The sequence below is a fragment of the Enterococcus bulliens genome, assembly GCF_053761865.1.
On sequence record NZ_JBSMXK010000001.1, the window covers coordinates 121071 to 140340 of the forward strand.

Consider the following 19270-nt stretch of genomic DNA (forward strand, 5'->3'; position numbering starts at 1 on the left):
TCCGAAGGAGTTACTTCTGGAACACCATTTATTCTATTTCTGATAGGGGAATGACAGCTTTCTGTCATCCCCTATTTTTTTCATATAACACAACTTAGCGCATAGTAACAAATTCTTCAGCGCCTGTTGGATGGATTGCTACTGTGTTGTCAAAGTCAGCTTTTGTAGCCCCCATTTTGATCGCTACTGCAAACCCTTGTAACATTTCATCTACTCCGCGTCCGATGGCATGTAGTCCAATAATTTTTTCTTCTTTACCTAAGCAGACTAATTTCATCTCACAAGGTTGACGATAGTCACCTAGTGCAAAATACATCGGTGTAAATTTAGAATGATAGATTTTGATTGCATCTTGACCATATCTTGAGATAGCATCAGCTTCTGAAAAACCGATCGTCGCAATTGTTGGATGGGTAAAGACGACAGTTGGAATAAAATCATACTCTAAGTGCATCAAAGTTTGACCATTGAATAAACGTTCAGATAAACGTCGACCGGCAGCGATGGCTACTGGTGTTAATTCTACAGCTCCCGTTACATCGCCTACTGAATAAATCGTTTCGGCTTTTGTTGCTTGAAACTTATCAACTTCGATATGTCCTTTTTTGCTTAATGTCACATCTGTATGTTCCAAACCTAAATTCGCCGTATTCGGATTACGTCCACCGGCAAAAAGTACTGTTTGTGCATGTACTTCTTTACCATTTTCAAAAGTCGTGATATATCCATCGCTAACTTTTTCGATTTTTTCAGGTACATGATACGCACGGGTATCTATCCCCATTCCTTGATAGATCTTGATCAATTGTGTGGATAACATTTCATCAAAACTACGCAAAGGTCGTTCTTTACGATAAGCCCAAGTTACTTGGCTCCCTAGACCATATAATACACCGGCTAGTTCTGCCGCAATATAACCGCCACCGATCACTAAAACAGATTGCGGTAATTCTTCTAGAGCAAAAAAACCATTGGAGTCAATCGCAAATTCGCCGCCTGGGATATCTAATTTACTAGCATGTCCACCTGTCGCAATCAGGATATGTTTACCTTCATAGATTTGATTATCCACAGAAATATGTGAGTTATCCACAAACTGTGCATAACCTTTTAATAAAGTCACTTTATTTTGATCTAAACCGCGTTGATAAGATCCATGGATTCGTTCGATATAGGCCTCACGATTTTTGACTAACGTTTTAAAATCAAACGAGTCTACTTTTGCTTCGATACCATAATCGATTGCATCACGTTTGATTGTTTCTAAAATATCACTTGCTTGCCACATAACTTTTTTTGGTACACAACCAACATTGACACACGTTCCACCTAATTCGTTAGGTTCAACTAATAATACTTTAGCACCATGCATCGCAGCACGATTTGCTGAAGCGATACCGCCACTTCCGCCTCCAATAACAATATAATCATATACTTGACTCATTTGGCCACTTCCTTCATCTTCTTTGTGACTAACGCTATCATGTTCTATTTTTTCCGTCAAGCAAGCCTACTCCAAATAAAAAATCTCCCTTAGATCAGGAGATTTTTCAGCTTATTTCTTTTTGCGGATCATATCGCCGACATTTACTGGTTCATTTACTTCCATAGTTAAGATCATCATCGGATTAGGTGCCCGATCGATCATTTCACCTTCTTCATTTTTCATAGCGACCACTGTTTGTTCAAAATGGTGGAAGTTTGGACCATAAAATTCGATTTCATCGCCGACCTCAAATAGATTGCGTTGTCGAATCGTTGCAATCTTTGTTTCTTCATCATAGGCTAAAACTTCACCGATAAATTTATATTGTGGAATTTTACGACGTTCACCAAATAATTGTTCTTCATCAGACGGTACTTGATAATAAAAACCTGTAGCAAGTTCGCGTTGGGCCACTTTCCATAATTCATCGATCCACTCTTGTTTACACACATAATGCTCAGGATCCGCCATATAACTATCGACTGCTGCTTTATACACGTTTGCGACTGTCGACACGTAATAGATCGATTTCATTCGGCCCTCGATCTTGAAACTATCGACCCCATTTTGAATCAAATCTGGAATATGCTCGATCATCGACATATCAACTGCACTCATCGAAAACTCTTCTGCAACCGCCCCGTTTTTTGTAAAACTTCGACGTTCCGTCCCAAAAGGTAGATCATACAATTCGTATTTCCAACGACAAGATTGCGAACATCCCCCACGATTGGCATCGCGCATCGACATGTGATTAGATAACGTACAACGTCCAGAATAAGAAATACACATCGCGCCATGAATAAAGGCTTCTATTTCGACATCTGTTTGCTTACGGATCTTAGCGACTTCGGCCATCGACACTTCACGCGCCAAAACGATTCGCTCTAAACCTTCTTCTTTCCAAAATTCTAAGGTTTCTGCGTTAGTGGCTGAAGCCTGTGTGGATAAATGAATAGGTAATCCTGGTGCTTCAGTTGCGCAAATCTCGATCAAGGCTGGATCGGAAACGATAACAGCTGAGATCCCGATATCTCTTAGTTGACGGAAAAAATCGCCCGCGCCTTCTTGATTGCCCTCATGTGTGACCATATTGGCTGCGACATAAACTTTTGCATTGTGTGCTTTCGCAAAAGCGACACCTTCTTGCATTTGTTCATAGGTAAAGTTCCCTGCGCGACTACGAAGGCCATACGCATTACCGCCAATGTAGACCGCATCCGCTCCGTAGTGAATCGCTGTTTTTAATTTTTCTAATGTTCCAGCAGGTGCTAGAATTTCTGGACGTTTAAGTGGTGTGTTGACTTGCATGGTCAAACTCCCCTTCCTTATTTGATTGCGTCTGGTTCTAAATGGAAAAAACCTTGATCTAGTGTCCGCTCTTTAGGATGGTGTGCACGAATGATTTGTTCTAACATCTGTGCTTGTTCTTCAGCGAATTCACCTTGTTCGATTTGTTTACGTGCCTGATCATATGCTTTCACGATTTCTACAAACGCTTCACCTGGTGTATAAATCCCATCTAGTTTCCAAGTATCATAGCTTACTTGAGCTAAATCACGTAATTCGCCCGTTAGAGCGATATCATGATTGGCAAAAATATGTGTACCATGTTGATCTTCAAAAATCGAATAATGTGTTTCTGGTTTTTTGGGTTCGGACAAAAAAAGGCCTTGCTTTCTGTCGATTCCTTCATCTTGTTTCGTAAAGCGATAGTAATTTTGTAATAAAGGACGTTTTGATTGATGGATACAAGTAGCACCATATACTAAGACTTCTACTGGAATCTTAAGGGTAGTAGCCATCGTCTGCATTTCTTTAAAGGGTACTTCACGTGCTAAAACAGCTGCTTTTGCACCTTTACGACCCCAAAAATTGATTTGACGTGCGCTTGTAACCATGGTTTCACCATCATAGACAAATGGTAATGCCAGTGCTGGTTGTTTTCGCATCAGATAAATAATTCCCGGATCTCCTAATGTGATTTGATCGGCCTTTTGTTCGACCAAAAATGTTAGGTATTCAGGAATTTGTGCCATTTTTTCAGGATGCATGATCCCATTTACAGCAATAAGCACTTGTTTTTCTTGTGCATGTGCCATCTCAATCAATTGCTTTTGTTCATCACGTGTAAATGAATTCGGCAAACGTAGTCCGTACGTTTCTTCCCCAAAATAAATACAGTCGACGTATGGCAAAATAGCGTGTGCTTGTGCCAACGATTCAACTGTAGCAATAAGTTTGATCATGAAGCATCCTCCTTTTCAACAAATTCATATTATCACAAACTATCGTAAAAAAAAAGCTGATTAGAAAAAAATAATTTCTATATCGCTTTATTTAACGACTTTACAGCTATACAGCCTTCGCTATCGATTTGTGATTTTTATATAAAAATGGGATGTGACAACTCTCTGCCACATCCCATTTTTACTATGCTTCTTGTAATGCTTGTTTTTCTTTTGTTTTTTGATTACGAACACTTAATGTGATTTTCCCTTGTTTGGCACCAATCGTCACATGATCAGATAATTTGATTTGACTAGATAGCAACGCTTCACTCAAACGATCTTCAACTTCTTTTTGCAATGCCCGACGAATTGGTCTAGCACCATATTCTGGGTCAAAACCAGCTTTTCCAATCACTTCATAAGCAGCCGGCGTAATTTTCAGCTGTACACCTTGTTGCGCTAGACGTGCGATTACTGGTTGACTCATGATTTTCACGATATCTTGAATTTCATCTTTCGTTAATGAACGGAAGACTACCGTTTCATCGATACGGTTTAAAAATTCAGGTCGGTAAGCAATTTTTAGTTCTTGCATGATTCGTTTTTGCATCGCTTCGTGATTTTTAGTGGCATCGACAACATTAAATCCGACATTTTTTTCTTCGCGTAATTGTGTTGCGCCGATATTTGAGGTCATGATCAAAATCGTATTTCTAAAGTCGACTTTACGTCCTTTAGAGTCTGTTAAATGACCATCATCCAACACTTGCAATAAAATATTGAATACATCTGGATGGGCTTTTTCGATTTCATCTAATAAAATCACTGAGTACGGTTTTGTTCGTACTTTTTCCGTCAATTGTCCACCTTCATCATATCCTACGTATCCTGGAGGCGAACCAATCAAACGAGAGGTACTGTATTTTTCCATGTATTCTGACATATCGACACGAATCATGGCTTCTTCGCTACCAAAAACAGCAGCTGCTAATGCTTTAGCTAACTCAGTCTTCCCAACACCAGTAGGTCCTAAGAACATGAACGAACCGATTGGACGATTTGGATCTTTCAGTCCGCTACGAGCACGACGGATAGAGCGTGAAACAGCTGTCACTGCTTCATCTTGACCAATTACTCGTTGATGCAAGACTTTTTCTAATTCCAACAAGCGTTCGCTTTCTTTTTTCTCCAATTGTTTTAGCGGAATACCTGTCCATTGTGAAACCACATCGGCAACATCTTCTTCTGTCACTTTTTCAGCTTTTTGAGTCGCTTCTTGTGCTTCTTTCAATGTCCATTCTGCTAGTTCTTGACTCAATCGTTTTTCTTCTTTACGAATAGAGGCTGCAAAATCAAAGTCTTGATCACGAACAGCTTGTTCTTTTTGCTCCATCAGTTCTACCAATTTGGCTTGCAAAACAGCAGTTTTAGAAGCCTCTTTAGCTTCATCTAGTCGAACTTTTGCGGCACTTTCATCCATCAAATCGATTGCTTTATCGGGTAATTGACGTGAATTCAAATAGCGAACAGATAAATCAACTGCTGCTTGTAACGCCTCATCAGTGATTGCTACACCATGGTGATCTTCATAGCGTGGACGCAATCCTTTTAAAATCTCCACAGCTTCTTTAGCACTAGGCTCGTCAACTTGTACCCGAGCAAAGCGTCGTTCTAAGGCAGCATCTTTTTCGATATATTTTTGGTATTCATCAAGCGTTGTGGCGCCGATAGTTTGTAGTTCCCCACGGGCCAGTGCAGGTTTTAAAATATTTGAGGCATCGATTGCACCTTCCGCTCCGCCAGCACCAATCAAAGTGTGCAATTCATCGATAAATAAAATTACTTGACCATCTTGATAGATCTCATCAATAATTTTTTTCATACGATCTTCAAATTCACCACGATATTTCGTACCAGCGACCAATGCACCCATATCTAACATCATCAAACGTTTATGCTGCATATCTTGCGGCACTTCTCCGTTGATAATTTTTTGAGCTAACCCTTCAGCGATCGCCGTTTTCCCTACACCAGGTTCACCGACTAACACCGGATTATTTTTCGTACGACGACTTAGTATCTGGATCAAACGTTTGACTTCAGTTTGACGTCCTACGACTGGATCTAATTTTTGCTCACGTGCTAATTTTGTTAAGTCACGTGCCAAAGTATCTAACGTAGGTGTCCCTTCAGTGGCTTGTGTATTGCGTTGGCGACGACGATTATTGCTCGTTTTGCTACTTTCAGAAATACCCATTTTTTTCTTCAATAATTGGCGCATTTTTGCCAAACTGAATCCTAAATTTAAGACAATACGAGAAGCTAAAATCTCTTCGTCACGCAGTAATCCTAATAATAAATGTTCGGTACCGATTTGGGTAGAACCTAAGCGTTTTGATTCATCTCCAGCATAGGCAAAAATTTGTCTGGCACGTGGAGAATAGGGTAAAAATCCATTCTCAGGATACATTTTCATCAAGCCATAACCCGTCAAATGCTCGATTTCTTCGCGAATATCTTGTTCGGTCACATTCATTTCGCGTAAAACTTTTCCTGCAATACCATCTTGTTCAATAATCAGTGCTAAAAGTAAATGCTCTGAACCAACGGATTGATGTTTAAAATATTTTGCTTCTTCTTGTGCGATTTCTAGCACGATACGTGCTTTTGGTGTGAATAATTCATCCATCACATTCACTTCCTATCTTCATAACTTAGACGCTCCAATACTGCCATCAGCATGGAGGCGCGTAGTTGATTTTCTGTTTCGAGTGACCCTAATGCTTGCTTAGACAATGTGGATAATAACAAATTACCTTCGCGTTTGGTTAAGATCTTTTCTTCATATAATTTTTGTAAAATTGCTTGTGCATCTTTTTCAGAAACTTCATCTCCGATTAATTTAGCAACATGTTCTAGAAACTGATGATAAGTGGCCAGTTGCACTTTCTCAATACGAATATATCCACCCCCGCCACGCTTACTTTCAACGATATAGCCTCGATGGACGGTAAAGCGAGTGTTGATGACATAGTTGATTTGAGAAGGAACACAATTGAATAATGTTGCCATTTCGGCACGTTTGATTTCAATCATTTCACTAGTCTCTAAAATCTGTTTAATATATGCTTCAATCAAATCAGATGTGTTTTTTTGAGCCATCCTCCGTTCCTCCCTTGACTAATACTGACCTTAATTATAACGAATTTTTTTTACAAAGAAAAGGAGAAGGCCTTTTATGAAACTTTCCCTTAAAAGTTCTTTAGGTTTCTCTTACTATACTTCAAAGTGTTTGATTAGACAAATAATTACAAAAAGAGAGTGCGACAGATTTCTGTCACACTCCCTAAAAACCAAATAAACACTATTTTAGAAGTAACTTATTGCTTATAGCTACACCTATTTTCTTTAATTTGGAATCGTAATCGGACCATCTGAAGCTTGAGAAACTTCTTTTGATACTACTTCTTTCCCATCACGAGTAATCGTGATTTTAGCTTTTTGACCTTCTTTAACAGTGATCGTTAATGAACGATTATACGTTGGATTCTCTTTGGTAAGAACGTATTGATCGATTTGTCGGCCACTTGTTGCATTCGCATCTGATACTGATACCGTGATTGTTTGACTTGCTTCGCCTTTAGTATCGAATTGTCCTTTGACGTCGATTGTAAAGGTTTTGTCAGCTGGTTCTTTTCCTTTTGAAATCACTAAAGCAACTTGGCTGCCTTTTGCGACTTCGCCAGTTGGCGTCATACTAATTACTTTTCCTTCAGCTACAGTATCATCGTATTCCTCAGTCGAAGTACTTGTTAATCCAGCATCTTTTAATGCTTTTTCCGCATCTGACTTGGTTTTGCCCGTCACGTCAGGTACCGTGATTGTTTCGACACCTTTACTTAAGACATACGTGACACTAGTATCGCCTGGTAAAACATCTTCACCATAAGCTGGTGTTTGTGAGATGATCGTACCTTTTGGTTGATCGCTAAAGACTTCATCAGACATCGTCAAGCCATTTGCAGATAAACCATTTGCTGCCATTCTTTGGTAGGCTTGCGTTTCAGTCAGACCAGTTAAATCCGGCATCATCACTGGTTCAGGCCCCTTACTGATCACAAATTCCACTTGCGTTTCATCCGCTACCACTTCTTCATCTGCATCTGGTGTTTGCGAAATGATCTTACCTTTTTCTACCTCGGAACTATATTCTTCAGTAGTCGTAATATGTTTCTTTTTAAATCCAGCATTAAGTAGCGTTTGTTTGGCATCATCTAATGTTTTATTTTCATAATCTAACATCTTCACAGTGGCTTTTCCTGTTGAGATATATAGTGTAATCGGCGTTGTTTTTTTCACTTCAACACCAATTTCTGGGTCCGTTTTAACGACTTGTCCAGCTTCGATCGTTTCACTAGCGATTTCTTTACTAGAATTTGAAACAGTCAGACCGGCTTGTGTCAATTTATTGATGGCTGCTGTCTCGTCTAGTTTTGCTACATCAGGAATTGCGATCGATTGATTGGTTCTCGCTACGACCCAATAGACCCCACCGATCAAACATAAGATCAATACAATAATTGGAATACTTAACCACCAACGTTTTTTCTTCGTAGGTTTGTTGGGTTGTTCTTCTACTTTGTGTTCTGGTTCTGATTGGACCGCAACTTGCTCCACTTCAGGACGAATAGGCGCTACAGGTTCTAACTCTTTAGTTTCTACTAGTGGTCCTTCAGGAAGCGGTGTCCATTTGGCTTCGTTTGCTCGTGCAGGAGATAATGCGGTATTTAAATCATTTTGCATCTCTTGTGTTGTTTTATAACGATCTTCTGGATTTTTAGCAGTTGCTTTTAACACGACATTTTCCAAAGCTTGCGGGATCGCACCATCAAATTGGTGAACAGAGGGTATTTCATCTTGAAAATGTTTTAAAGCAATCGTGACTGCTGACTCGCCGTCAAATGGAACACTTCCAGTCAACATCTCAAATAAAATGATTCCCATCGCATAGATATCTGATTGACTAGTGGCCATCGAACCTCGTGCTTGTTCAGGTGATAAATAATGCACCGATCCTAACATCGAGTTGGTTTGGGTAATTGACGTTTCGGATAAGGCAATCGCGATCCCAAAATCTGTGATCTTCACAACGCCTTCTTCATTGATCAAAATATTTTGCGGCTTTAAGTCACGATGAATAATACGATGTTCATGCGCTAAAGTGACCGCAGATAAAATTTGATCCATAATGTCGACAACTTTTTCATAGGCAATTGGCGATTGGGTTTGAATATAACGTTTCAGATCCATCCCTTTTACAAATTCCATGACAAGGTATTGTTGATTATTTTCCTCTCCCACATCATAGACCGATACGATATTTGGATGAACCAATTCAGTAGCTGCTAGTGCTTCTCGTTGGAAGCGACGAATGGCATTTTGATCATTTTGAAAGTCAAAACGTAAGACCTTGACTGCCACTTCACGATCCAAAATCAAATCTTTCGCTAAAAAGACATTTGCCATACCACCACTACCGATATTGCCAATAATCTGGTAGCGATCATCGAAGGTTTTGCCAATATCAAACATGTGCTTCACCTCCATAATGAATCAAAATTGCTGTAATATTATCAAGGCCTCCTCGAAAGTTCGCGCCTTCAACTAAAGTTTCAACACGCTCTTTCATAGTTGGATAATCTTCAATAATTTGTTTGATTTCAGCATCTGATAACATATTTGTTAAGCCATCAGAACATAATAGTAAATAGTCATGTGCACGTAAAAAGTGACTTGTTACGTCCACATCGACTAATCCAGGCATTCCAATCGAACGTGTTAAAATATTTTTACGTGGATGATTGATCGCCATCTCTGGTGTAATTTCTCCAGTTTTAACTAATTCATTAACTAAAGAATGGTCTTCAGTCAATTGGATCAGCTCACGTTCGCGCAATAGATACATTCGACTGTCTCCCACATGTGCGAGTGCGAATTGATCGCCAATCACACAAACAGCTACGATCGTAGTTCCCATTCCACTTAATTCTGGTTGTGATTTACCTAGTTCGTGGATCATTTTATTTTCTTGTTGGATAACTTTGATCAGCCAACGTGTTGCTAGTTCGCAATCTGCGATATCAGTGGCTTCCCAACTTTTGCCGATGTCTTCAACAGTTTGGCGACTGGCAACATCGCCTGCTTGATGGCCTCCCATCCCGTCAGCTAATAGCGCTAGCAAATACCCTTTTTGATTTAGGAAGGTCTGGGCATAATCTTGATTGCTATTTCGTTTTTGACCGACGTCACTTAAAAAAGAAACTTCCATATCTCCTTCACCTCGTTATTTTTTTCTTAAACAGCTGATAAAAAAGCCATCTGTGTGGAATGTATGTGGATAGATCGTTAATAAATCTTCTTGAATTTCAGATTGTACATAGTGATTGACTTTAGGTGTTATTTTTTCGAATTCTGGATGTTTGGCCAAAAAGGTATCGACTACTTCTTTGTTTTCTTGATCTAAAATCGTACAAGTACTATAAACTAAAATACCGTCTTTTTTTAGAGTTGGTGCAACACTTTCTAAAATCGCAAGTTGGATGTTTGGCAAGTTCGCAAAATCCTGTTCTTTTTTGCTAAATTTAATGTCTGGCTTACGACGGATCAATCCTAGACCTGAACAAGGCGCATCGACTAAGATCCGATCAAACGTTTCTGCTTCAAAACGTTCACTAGCCTCTCTAGCATCCATCTTCTCAGCCCAAACAACGTCTTCAACATGAAGTCTAGCTGCATTTTCTTCGATTAGTTTTACTTTATGGGCATGAATATCTAATGCTGTTACTCGGCCACCTTTTTCTTGATCTAAGAACGTTGCGATATGAGTAGTTTTCCCTCCCGGTGCGGCACAGGCATCTAATACTTGGTGCTCTGCTTCAATCTGCATCACAGGAGCTACAAGCATCGAACTTTCATCTTGGATCGTCATTTTCCCTGATTTAAACAAGTTGCTTTTGGCTAAAAATCCTTTTTCAGCAACAACACCATATTTTGAGAGATAGCTTTCGCGAACTTCTAATCCTTCATCGTGTAGGAAATCGATGGCTTTTTTCCGTGAAATTTGACGCGTATCGATCCGAGCACTTACATGACTCGGGCGCATCAAAGATTCACCAAGTAAACTTGTTTGTTCATAACCGATTTGTGCTACTAAACGATCTACTAACCACATCGGTAAACTAAATTCGATCGATAAGCGCATATTTCCACTCAACGTATCTAAAGTGGGTGCACCTTGACGTTGAAATGTTCGCAGTACGCCATTTACAAATTTACCGATACCAGGATTACCGCGATGTTTAGCGATTTCTACCGCTTCATTAAAAATCGCATGTGTTGGAACTTTATCTAAAAATTCCAATTGATAAATCGACAAACGTAAAAGTTGTTGTACCCATGGATGAACCTTTTTTGCTTTTTTTAAAAAAGGTGCTAGATAAAAATCTAAGCGTAACTGATTACTAATGGTTCCGTAGACTAATTCCGTAAGTAAACGCGCGTCTTTTTCGTTCAGTTGATTGCGTTCAATTTCTTCTTTGATCAGTAAATTAGAATAAGCGCCACCTTTTTCGACACGTTCAATCAATGAAAGTGCGACAAAACGGACTGTTTTTTCAATCGGTTTTTTCATGCATTCCCTACCTTATCTGTTTGTTGAATATGTTGACCAGCACCATTTAAAAATGCTTTTATCGGCTGTACACTTTTACCTGCTGGTTGTAACTCTTCGATTGCTAGGATTGTTTGTTTTCCACAGGCAATCCATAATTCTTGCTTCGTACGCTTGATGATCGTCGCTGGTTTTTGATCAGTCGTTTCTGACACGACACGTACTTTGCGAATCTTCCAGCGAATATCTTGATACGTCGTAAAGGCGATCGGCCAAGGAAACATACCGCGAACTTGACAATCGATCTGTTCAGCGGTTTTCTCCCAGTCGATTGCTTCTTGTTCTCTAGTGATATTCGGTGAAAATGTCACTTGACTCTCGTCTTGTGGTGTTGGGATTTTACCATCGATGATTGCTGGTAAACTTTCAAGTAGTAACTCACGACCTACAATACTCAATTTATCGAACATGATTCCCACATTATCTTCTTTGGTGATTGGGATCGCTTTTTGTGCATAGATTCCACCGGCATCCATTTTTTTGATCATTTCCATGATCGTCACACCCGTTTTTTCTTCTCCATCCATAATTGCGTAATGGACAGGAGCACCACCGCGATATTTAGGCAATAAGGAAGCATGCACATTAATAGCTGCGATTTTGGGAATCGACAGTACACTTTGGGGTAGAAACTGACCAAAAGCAGCTGTCACGATCAAGTCTGGTGCAAATTCTTCGATCATCGCTACTTCAGGTGAACCGGAAATTTTTTCTGGTTGCAATACTGGAATATTCAATGCTACAGCAGCTTCTTTAACTGGAGTTGCTTGAATAATTTTTTTTCGCCCAACTGGACGGTCTGGTTGTGTCACTACCGCTACGACCTCATATCCTGATTCTACCAATCCTTGTAAAATCGGAACTGAAAACGCGGGTGTTCCCATAAATACAATTTTAGTCATCTGCATGCTCCTCATAATAAGATTCTAAATCTTCTTCAGCGATTCGTTCGATCACTTTATCTGTAAATAAGATACCATGTAAGTGATCGATTTCGTGTTGGATCGCTCTAGCCAAATAGCCAAAAGCTGTCACTTCGATTTCATCGCCATCACGATCAAAATAACGGACAGTGATTTCTTCAGCTCGTTCTACTGTACCAAAAACATGCGGCATACTTAAGCAACCTTCGATATCGATATCTTTACCTTTACGATCAACGATTCGTGGATTGATCAATTCAAAGCGATCATTTTCTTCTACTTCAACTACGGCAACTTGGATATTTTTGCCGATTTGTGGTGCGGCGATGCCGACACCATCGTGGGCAACCATTGTTTCATACATATCTTCTAATAATACGACCAATTCATCTGTAATTTGGTCGATCGGCTCACAAGGCTTTCTTAACTGTTCATCTGGATGGATCAAAATAGGATAGCGCATAGCTACCTCCTTTAAATAAATGATAATGGCTCATTATCGATTGAAAGAAATAAGCCACTTCTTTGGTCTAACTGACTAGACTGCATAATCTCTTGTAATGTTGGAACTAGATTAGGTTCTTGTTTATATTTGATGATCAATTGATAATAATAGCGATTTTTAATACGCAAGATCGCACTTGGTGTTGGTCCTAATAAACGTGCATTAGGACTTAATACTTGTGTCAGTTGTTGATAGATCTGATACATTTTTTTTGCTGCGATTTCTTCTTTTTCATGGCTTGCGACCACTTTGATTGTAAAATAGTAAGGTGGATAACCTGTTTCATGTCGAATAAACATTTCTTGTTGGTAAAATCGCTCGTAATTTTGTTGTTGCGCCAAAATGATTGCATGATGATCCGGATTGAACGTTTGGATCACGACTTCACCTAATTTATCTGCTCGCCCTGCTCGTCCACTTACTTGGGTTAGCAATTGAAATGTGCGTTCACTTGAACGAAAATCAGGTAGATTTAATGAGGTATCGGCATTTAGCACACCTACTAATGTAATATCTGGAAAATCGAGCCCTTTGGCAATCATTTGTGTCCCAAGTAAAATCGATGCTTTTTTTTCACCAAACTCACGTAATAGCTTTTCATGTGCTCCTTTTTTACGAGTCGTATCAACGTCCATTCGTAAAATAGCAGCTTCTGGGAACAATTGTTGCAATTCTGCTTCGACTTTTTGCGTTCCCGTACCATAATAGCGAATCTTACTACCTTGACAGCTTGGACAACGGTTTGGGATCTGTTCTTCATGTCCACAGTAATGACATCGCATCGTTTTAGTGTCCATATGCAACGTTAATGAAATGTCACAATTTGGACACGGTAGCACAAAGCCACAATCGCGACACATCACAAAAGAAGAATATCCACGGCGATTTAGCAATAAGACGATTTGTTCTTTTTTCAACAGGCGATCACGAATTTTATCTTGCAGTACTCTTGAAAAAGTTTCCGTTCCTTGATAGATCATTTCTTCACGCATATCTACAATTTCGACTTGAGGTAGTAAAGCGGCTTTAGTGCCACGTTTTGTTAGTTTTAAAAAGCGATAAACTCCTTTTTGTGCACGTGCGCGTGATTCTAGCGAAGGAGTCGCACTACCAAGTACAATCGGACAATCGTGATAACGTGCACGCCAAATCGCCAAATCACGAGCATGATAGCGTGGGCTTTCTTCTTGCTTGTAACTGGCCTCATGTTCTTCATCAACAATCACTACACCAAGATTTTCTAGTGGAGCAAATACGGCTGAACGTGCCCCCACTACGACCTGTGCTTCATTACGTTCGATTTTACGCCACTCGTCGTATTTTTCCCCTTTCGATAATCCACTATGTAATACCGCTACTGCTTCACCAAAACGGCCTTTAAACCGTTCCACCATTTGTGGCGTCAATGCGATCTCAGGAACCAACATCATGGCTGTCTGACCTTTTTCTAAGACTGAAGCAATCGTTTGGAGATAGACTTCAGTCTTACCGCTTCCTGTGATACCTTCTAGTAGAAATACTTGATGGGCTTTTGCTGCCAAAATTTCATTTACAGCAAGAGCTTGTTCATCATTCAATACAAACGCTTGCGTTTGTTCAAACTGACGGTTGGCATAAGGATCACGATAAGATTCGACTTCAAAGAATTCGAGCCAACCTTCTTGCTGTGCTTGTTTGAGTACTGTGGCGCTAATTCCTTGTTCCCTGTAAAAGCTAGCTGGCTTTTGCTCGTGACGTGTCAATAAATCAAGTAACTGGACTTTTCTTTTCGCACCTTTGCGGATTGTCGAGGCAAAGGTTGGAAAATTAGCTTGTGTGACCAAAGAACGAACATGACGGATCGTCCGTGCACGATTTTGTTGTTTCACTAAATAGTCGATATCGATAATCCCTTGGTCACGCCATTGTTTGATTTGATGTACAGAAACTAAAGCTTCTTCAAATGCGATCGTTTCACCATGTTGGAATAAACGCGCGTCGCTTTCAGGATGGGATTTAAGTCGTACGATTAGCTTTTCATACTTCGCTTTCATCACACTTGGTAACATCGTTTGCAAGCATGTGATTTTAAATGAAAATGTTTGGTTACGCATATACTCAGCTAATGCTAAAAGTTCTTTATTGATCACCGGTGCTAGATCAATGCATCGCGTAATCGGTTTGAGCCCTCTAGTATCTTCTTGTTCATCAAACCCTACTACAAAGCCTTGGATCTGTCGATTTCCATTACCAAAGGGAACTTCTACACGCATCCCGATTTCTAATACTTCCTTCATTTCACTTGGAATCGAATAACTAAATGGCTGATCGGTCTGTCTAGTCGGTACGTCCACAATGATTTCTGCTACTTTTTCCATCGAACGCCCTCCTTATCTGGCCTTATTTTACTAAACTTCTTCGCGTTTGTCTTTAATTGACAAAAAGAACTTCACTAAGTTTCTCTAAAGAAAAAGAATAGACAGAGCATGGTTAGCTACCAAACTCTGTCCCCAAAAAATAATTATAATTTTTGTTCTTGACGAATGCGTTGTTCTAATTCTTTTTGTTCTTGTTCTTTTTTCGCTTTACGTTCTTCTTCTTCTAAACGAATGCGCGCGCGTTTTACTTCTGGATGTGGATCTACGATAACTGTTTCGGCATCGATTTCTTCTAACGCTTGTCCCACACTTTTAACTGATTCGAAACTTTCCAATGTAGCGTTCGCCCCAGCATCTAGTTCATGAGCACGTTTACTTGCTAAAATAACTAATGAATACTTTGAATTCACACGATCCAATAATGAATCGATAGATGGTTTTAACATCATATGGTTTACAACTCCTCTAACATTTTTCTATATTTACCAATCACGCGATCGACTCTGACATGTTCGGTATCAATGATTTTTTTGATTCGTTCAACAGCTAGTGGCACTTGATCATTTACGACAGCATAATCGTATAGCGCCATCATTTCGATTTCCTCACGTGCAATCTTCATCCGTGCATCGATCACATCTAGATCATCTGTTCCACGACCAACAATACGCGAGCGTAATTCACTTAGATCTGGAGGAGTCAAAAAGATAAACACGCCATCTGGCATCTTTTCTTTAACTTGTTTCGCGCCTTGTACTTCGATCTCTAAAAAGACATCTTTCCCTTCATCTAATGTCTTGCGGACATAAGATAATGGGGTACCATAATAATTTCCTACGTACTCTGCGTACTCCAACATTTCACCAGCTGCAATTAACGCTTCAAACTCTTCGCGACTACGAAAATAATAATCGACTCCCTCTACTTCACCAACTCGTTTTTGACGAGTTGTCATTGAGATGGAATACTGAAAATCATTTCCTTCGCTATCAAATATCGCTTTACGTACCGTTCCTTTACCTACACCAGAAGGCCCAGATAGCACGATCAATAGTCCTCGTTCTGTCATAACGACGTCCTTTCACACTAAAATATACTTATCGTCTATTGTGCACTTTTTTTATTGAAGTTTCAAGAACTACTTCATTATAACGAGAATTTGATTAAAAAACTACTTTAATCCTTCTCATAATCGTTGTTATTCTATATTTTGGACTTGTTCTCGCATTTTTTCGATCGTTGTTTTTAACGTGACGACACGATTTTTGATGTCGATGCTTGTTGTTTTCGAACCGATTGTGTTGACTTCACGATTAAATTCTTGAATCAAAAAGTCTAACTCGCGTCCAATCGGTGTCGCTTTTTCTAGAAGTTGTGTTAACCGCGTCAAATGCGCAGCTAAGCGGTCAAGTTCCTCATGGATATCCCCACGCTCTAATAACACAGCAACTTCAGTTAAAATCCGTGATTCGTCTACTAAATCTCCCACTCGTTGACGTAAAGCTGTGAGTAATTTTTCTTCTTGTTCTTGTTCGATGATCGTTGTTTTTAAGGTGATTGCCTGATATTCAGCTAAGATTACAGCTTGTTGTGCTTTGATGGTATCAGATAACTGCTGTCCTTCACTAAGTCGATTTTCTACCAAGTGCTGCAACGCTTTTTCTAAAGCAAAAAGAACTAATTCCTGATAAGTAGCTAATTCTAAAGGAGTTTCATCGATTAAGATAAACTCTTCTTTTAAGACCATTTGCTCGAGTAAGTGCTCGAGATTTGGTACCGTTCCAAATCTTAATTGGCTTTCCTTTTTGGTTTCTTCGATGATTTGCTCGATTGCATTCCAATCGATTTGAGTCGTTTTTGGTAGAGCTGTTTTTAATGCTATCGTGATATAGATATCCAATCGACCTCTAGCTATATATTCTTTGATGCTTTGACGTAAAGTACTTTCTAATTCATTTAGACGCCTTGGCATATGAAACTGACAATCTAAAAAACGATGATTAACGCTTTTGATTTCTACAATAACACTCATTTGGTCACGTTCGACCTCACCGCGACCAAATCCTGTCATACTCTTCACAGACATTCTCCTTTATTACATTTGTGTGATAATGGTTTTTAGACTTGCAAATTCTTCATTCGTCAATGTAATGCCTTTTCCCATTTTTTCATGATTTGGACCCCAATCTCGTAAATCAAACTTTGGGGGGCGACCGTTCCAGCTCACTAAATTCAACTCTTTTTGCCAACCTTTGGCATTGGCTGAAAGCACGGCGATCTCTTCGACGATCTCATAACTAAATTCGCTCATATATTTCCTCCTTAATATGTATGTTGTTCCATTTGGAATGCACTCATCATCTCTTTAGTCGCATCTTTTATCGGTGTCACTGCAGTCAATTCTCCTTGCACGATAATTCGTGTGGTTGCAGAAAGATCACCACAAGTGACTAGTGTGACGATTTTTTTATTCGGTACTTCATCTAAGACTTCGATTTTAGTCGGAGCTACCCGTTGTTTATCATATGCTTTGTAAGAATAGATATTAACAAGATCAGTCAGATAGATCATATTCCCAACTTCAAATTTTTCAAGCGGCGTAAACAATAGATCGGCACGATCGGTTCGATGACTGGCTAAAGCATAGTTTCCTTCACCCATTTTTTGTGTCTCACTAAAGGTCCCTGCTCCAAATAATAACGCTTCATTTGCTAACCCTTTGAAGATTGGTAAATGGATACCTACGCTTGGAATCGCGATCCCACCAATAACCGGCAAGCGTTTATTACTAAATTGTGCATCTAATACTGCTTGTGTACTTAACGGCTGTACTGCACCAAAATCAAACGTAGCTGTTTTTTTCTCATTCTCTTTGATTTCAGAAGCTGTTACCGTAGAAACATCGTATTTTGAAGTATTCCAAGACATCAATAAGTATTTAATTTGATTATTAAACACCAATGCCAGTCCAATTAATAATAATAAAACGAGTAATAAATTGGTAACCCAATGTAGTACACCTTTTTTCTTTTGCATCGGCCCCTCCTTTGAGTGTAGTTGTCTTTAGTTTACCATGATTTCAAGGTTTGAGTTTTATTTGTGCCCAAATAATAAGAATGATTCTTATCTTGTAATCAAATCTTAAAGTAAAACTCGAACTTTTTATTGTAGAATAGAAACTGAAGAAATACGCAAAAAAAAAGGGGGATCACCTGTGAAGCAATCAATTTACATCCATATTGATACAACAAGTAATATTGTCATGACTAGAGGACTACAAGCTGCTGATTTTCACACAGGCATCGTACATCCCCCAAAAAATCTGCTTTTATTAAATCCCGCCTCGACTTATGGAGACTATGAAGCCCATACTGGCTTAAAAATCGTTCGTGGTGTTGATGCGGTTGAACAGTATGCGCAAATCGTTGCCAAGCAACGTTTGGGCGAGGAAAATAAATGGATCGATTTTTCTGATCTGTCCATGCTACGCGAACTTTCTCCTTTAGAGATTTCAGAGTTACTTTATTTTGGACACAAGCGTACGCATCTACGCTCTCCCTTTTTTTACAAATTACAAAATAACTTTGTTTACTTTGATCTTCCACAACGAATCTCTCGTATCTACTATCGCTATCTAGATGAGTTTTATCGTGTGTTAGCTGGAAAAATCAAACGACAAACCTTAGAGAATTTAAATGACAAACGCTCATTTTTTAAACGACCTTTGTCCATTGTTGATCTCCCTTTAGAAGTAATCAAACAAATCCATGACTATACTAAAGAAGGAATCATGTTATCTTTTGATCAAGCAACAAAAGATACCCATGAATTTCATTTACCCTTATATCTGACGGATCAAGAATTTGCTTCAAGCAAAGAAGTGCCACTTGAACGCTATGTAGGTGAATTGAGCTATCACATAAATTCTAAAAATTGGAGTCTTACTTTAGCCGATTCCAGAGTTGCTTTTATCTAAAAAAAACATCGCTAGATATTGCGTTTAAAGCACCTGAATTCCAGTGTTTTAAACGAATATCTG

17 protein-coding genes are annotated in these 19270 nt (G+C 39.3%); 1 reads left to right on the top strand and 16 read right to left on the bottom strand.

Annotation, left to right across the window (positions count from 1 at the left end):
- Window positions 1-94: 94 nt before the first annotated feature.
- The 16 genes from gor to ACWOEC_RS00715 all read right to left on the bottom strand — a co-directional run bounded on the left by gor (window position 95) and on the right by ACWOEC_RS00715 (window position 18267).
- Window positions 95-1444, bottom strand: a complete 1350-nt coding sequence (gene gor / locus ACWOEC_RS00640) for a glutathione-disulfide reductase (RefSeq protein ID WP_455305487.1) — start codon at window positions 1442-1444, stop codon at window positions 95-97.
- A gap of 111 nt (window positions 1445-1555) precedes the next feature.
- Window positions 1556-2797 carry a peptidase U32 family protein gene (locus ACWOEC_RS00645; RefSeq protein ID WP_455305392.1) on the bottom strand — a complete coding sequence of 414 codons (1242 nt, stop codon included), beginning with the start codon at window positions 2795-2797 and terminating at the stop codon, window positions 1556-1558.
- A 17-nt stretch (window positions 2798-2814) separates the two neighbouring features.
- Window positions 2815-3735, bottom strand: coding sequence for a peptidase U32 family protein (locus tag ACWOEC_RS00650; protein ID WP_455305393.1), 921 nt, complete (start codon window positions 3733-3735; stop codon window positions 2815-2817).
- A gap of 184 nt (window positions 3736-3919) precedes the next feature.
- On the bottom strand, window positions 3920-6406 hold the full coding sequence (locus ACWOEC_RS00655; RefSeq protein ID WP_455305394.1) for an ATP-dependent Clp protease ATP-binding subunit: 2487 nt from the start codon (window positions 6404-6406) through the stop codon (window positions 3920-3922).
- Window positions 6407-6411: 5 nt separating this feature from the next.
- Complete coding sequence (locus ACWOEC_RS00660; protein ID WP_455305395.1) at window positions 6412-6879, bottom strand: CtsR family transcriptional regulator; 468 nt, start codon at window positions 6877-6879, stop codon at window positions 6412-6414.
- A gap of 246 nt (window positions 6880-7125) precedes the next feature.
- Window positions 7126-9309 (bottom strand): Stk1 family PASTA domain-containing Ser/Thr kinase, encoded by a 2184-nt coding sequence (pknB, locus tag ACWOEC_RS00665; RefSeq protein WP_455305396.1) that lies wholly within the window; start codon window positions 9307-9309, stop codon window positions 7126-7128.
- A complete protein-coding gene (locus tag ACWOEC_RS00670; RefSeq protein ID WP_297078938.1) occupies window positions 9302-10045 on the bottom strand; it encodes a Stp1/IreP family PP2C-type Ser/Thr phosphatase in 744 nt (247 codons plus the stop codon). Before ACWOEC_RS00670 ends, pknB begins: the two co-directional genes overlap by 8 nt.
- A gap of 15 nt (window positions 10046-10060) precedes the next feature.
- Window positions 10061-11407, bottom strand: a complete 1347-nt coding sequence (gene rsmB / locus ACWOEC_RS00675) for a 16S rRNA (cytosine(967)-C(5))-methyltransferase RsmB (RefSeq protein WP_455305397.1) — start codon at window positions 11405-11407, stop codon at window positions 10061-10063.
- Window positions 11404-12348: a methionyl-tRNA formyltransferase gene (gene fmt / locus ACWOEC_RS00680; RefSeq protein WP_455305398.1), complete on the bottom strand. Its 945-nt coding sequence runs from the start codon at window positions 12346-12348 to the stop codon at window positions 11404-11406. The genes rsmB and fmt overlap by 4 nt, the downstream gene beginning before the upstream one ends.
- Window positions 12341-12832, bottom strand: coding sequence for a peptide deformylase (gene def, locus ACWOEC_RS00685; protein WP_297078943.1), 492 nt, complete (start codon window positions 12830-12832; stop codon window positions 12341-12343). The genes fmt and def overlap by 8 nt, the downstream gene beginning before the upstream one ends.
- Before the next feature lie 11 nt (window positions 12833-12843).
- Complete coding sequence (priA, locus tag ACWOEC_RS00690; RefSeq protein WP_455305399.1) at window positions 12844-15231, bottom strand: primosomal protein N'; 2388 nt, start codon at window positions 15229-15231, stop codon at window positions 12844-12846.
- Between the two features lie 143 nt (window positions 15232-15374).
- Window positions 15375-15680, bottom strand: a complete 306-nt coding sequence (gene rpoZ / locus ACWOEC_RS00695; RefSeq protein WP_297078947.1) for a DNA-directed RNA polymerase subunit omega — start codon at window positions 15678-15680, stop codon at window positions 15375-15377.
- 5 nt (window positions 15681-15685) lie between these two features.
- The gene (gene gmk, locus ACWOEC_RS00700) at window positions 15686-16300 is read right to left on the bottom strand and encodes a guanylate kinase (RefSeq protein ID WP_297078949.1); all 615 of its coding nucleotides are present in this window, start codon (window positions 16298-16300) and stop codon (window positions 15686-15688) included.
- Between the two features lie 129 nt (window positions 16301-16429).
- Window positions 16430-17302, bottom strand: a complete 873-nt coding sequence (locus tag ACWOEC_RS00705) for a YicC/YloC family endoribonuclease (RefSeq protein ID WP_455305488.1) — start codon at window positions 17300-17302, stop codon at window positions 16430-16432.
- A 24-nt stretch (window positions 17303-17326) separates the two neighbouring features.
- Window positions 17327-17542, bottom strand: a complete 216-nt coding sequence (locus tag ACWOEC_RS00710; protein WP_297078950.1) for a YdbC family protein — start codon at window positions 17540-17542, stop codon at window positions 17327-17329.
- Between the two features lie 11 nt (window positions 17543-17553).
- Complete coding sequence (locus ACWOEC_RS00715) at window positions 17554-18267, bottom strand: class A sortase (protein WP_455305400.1); 714 nt, start codon at window positions 18265-18267, stop codon at window positions 17554-17556.
- Between the two features lie 178 nt (window positions 18268-18445).
- Between ACWOEC_RS00715 and ACWOEC_RS00720 the strand changes: the two genes are divergently transcribed.
- Window positions 18446-19207: a hypothetical protein gene (locus tag ACWOEC_RS00720; protein WP_455305401.1), complete on the top strand. Its 762-nt coding sequence runs from the start codon at window positions 18446-18448 to the stop codon at window positions 19205-19207.
- Window positions 19208-19270 lie beyond the last annotated feature (63 nt).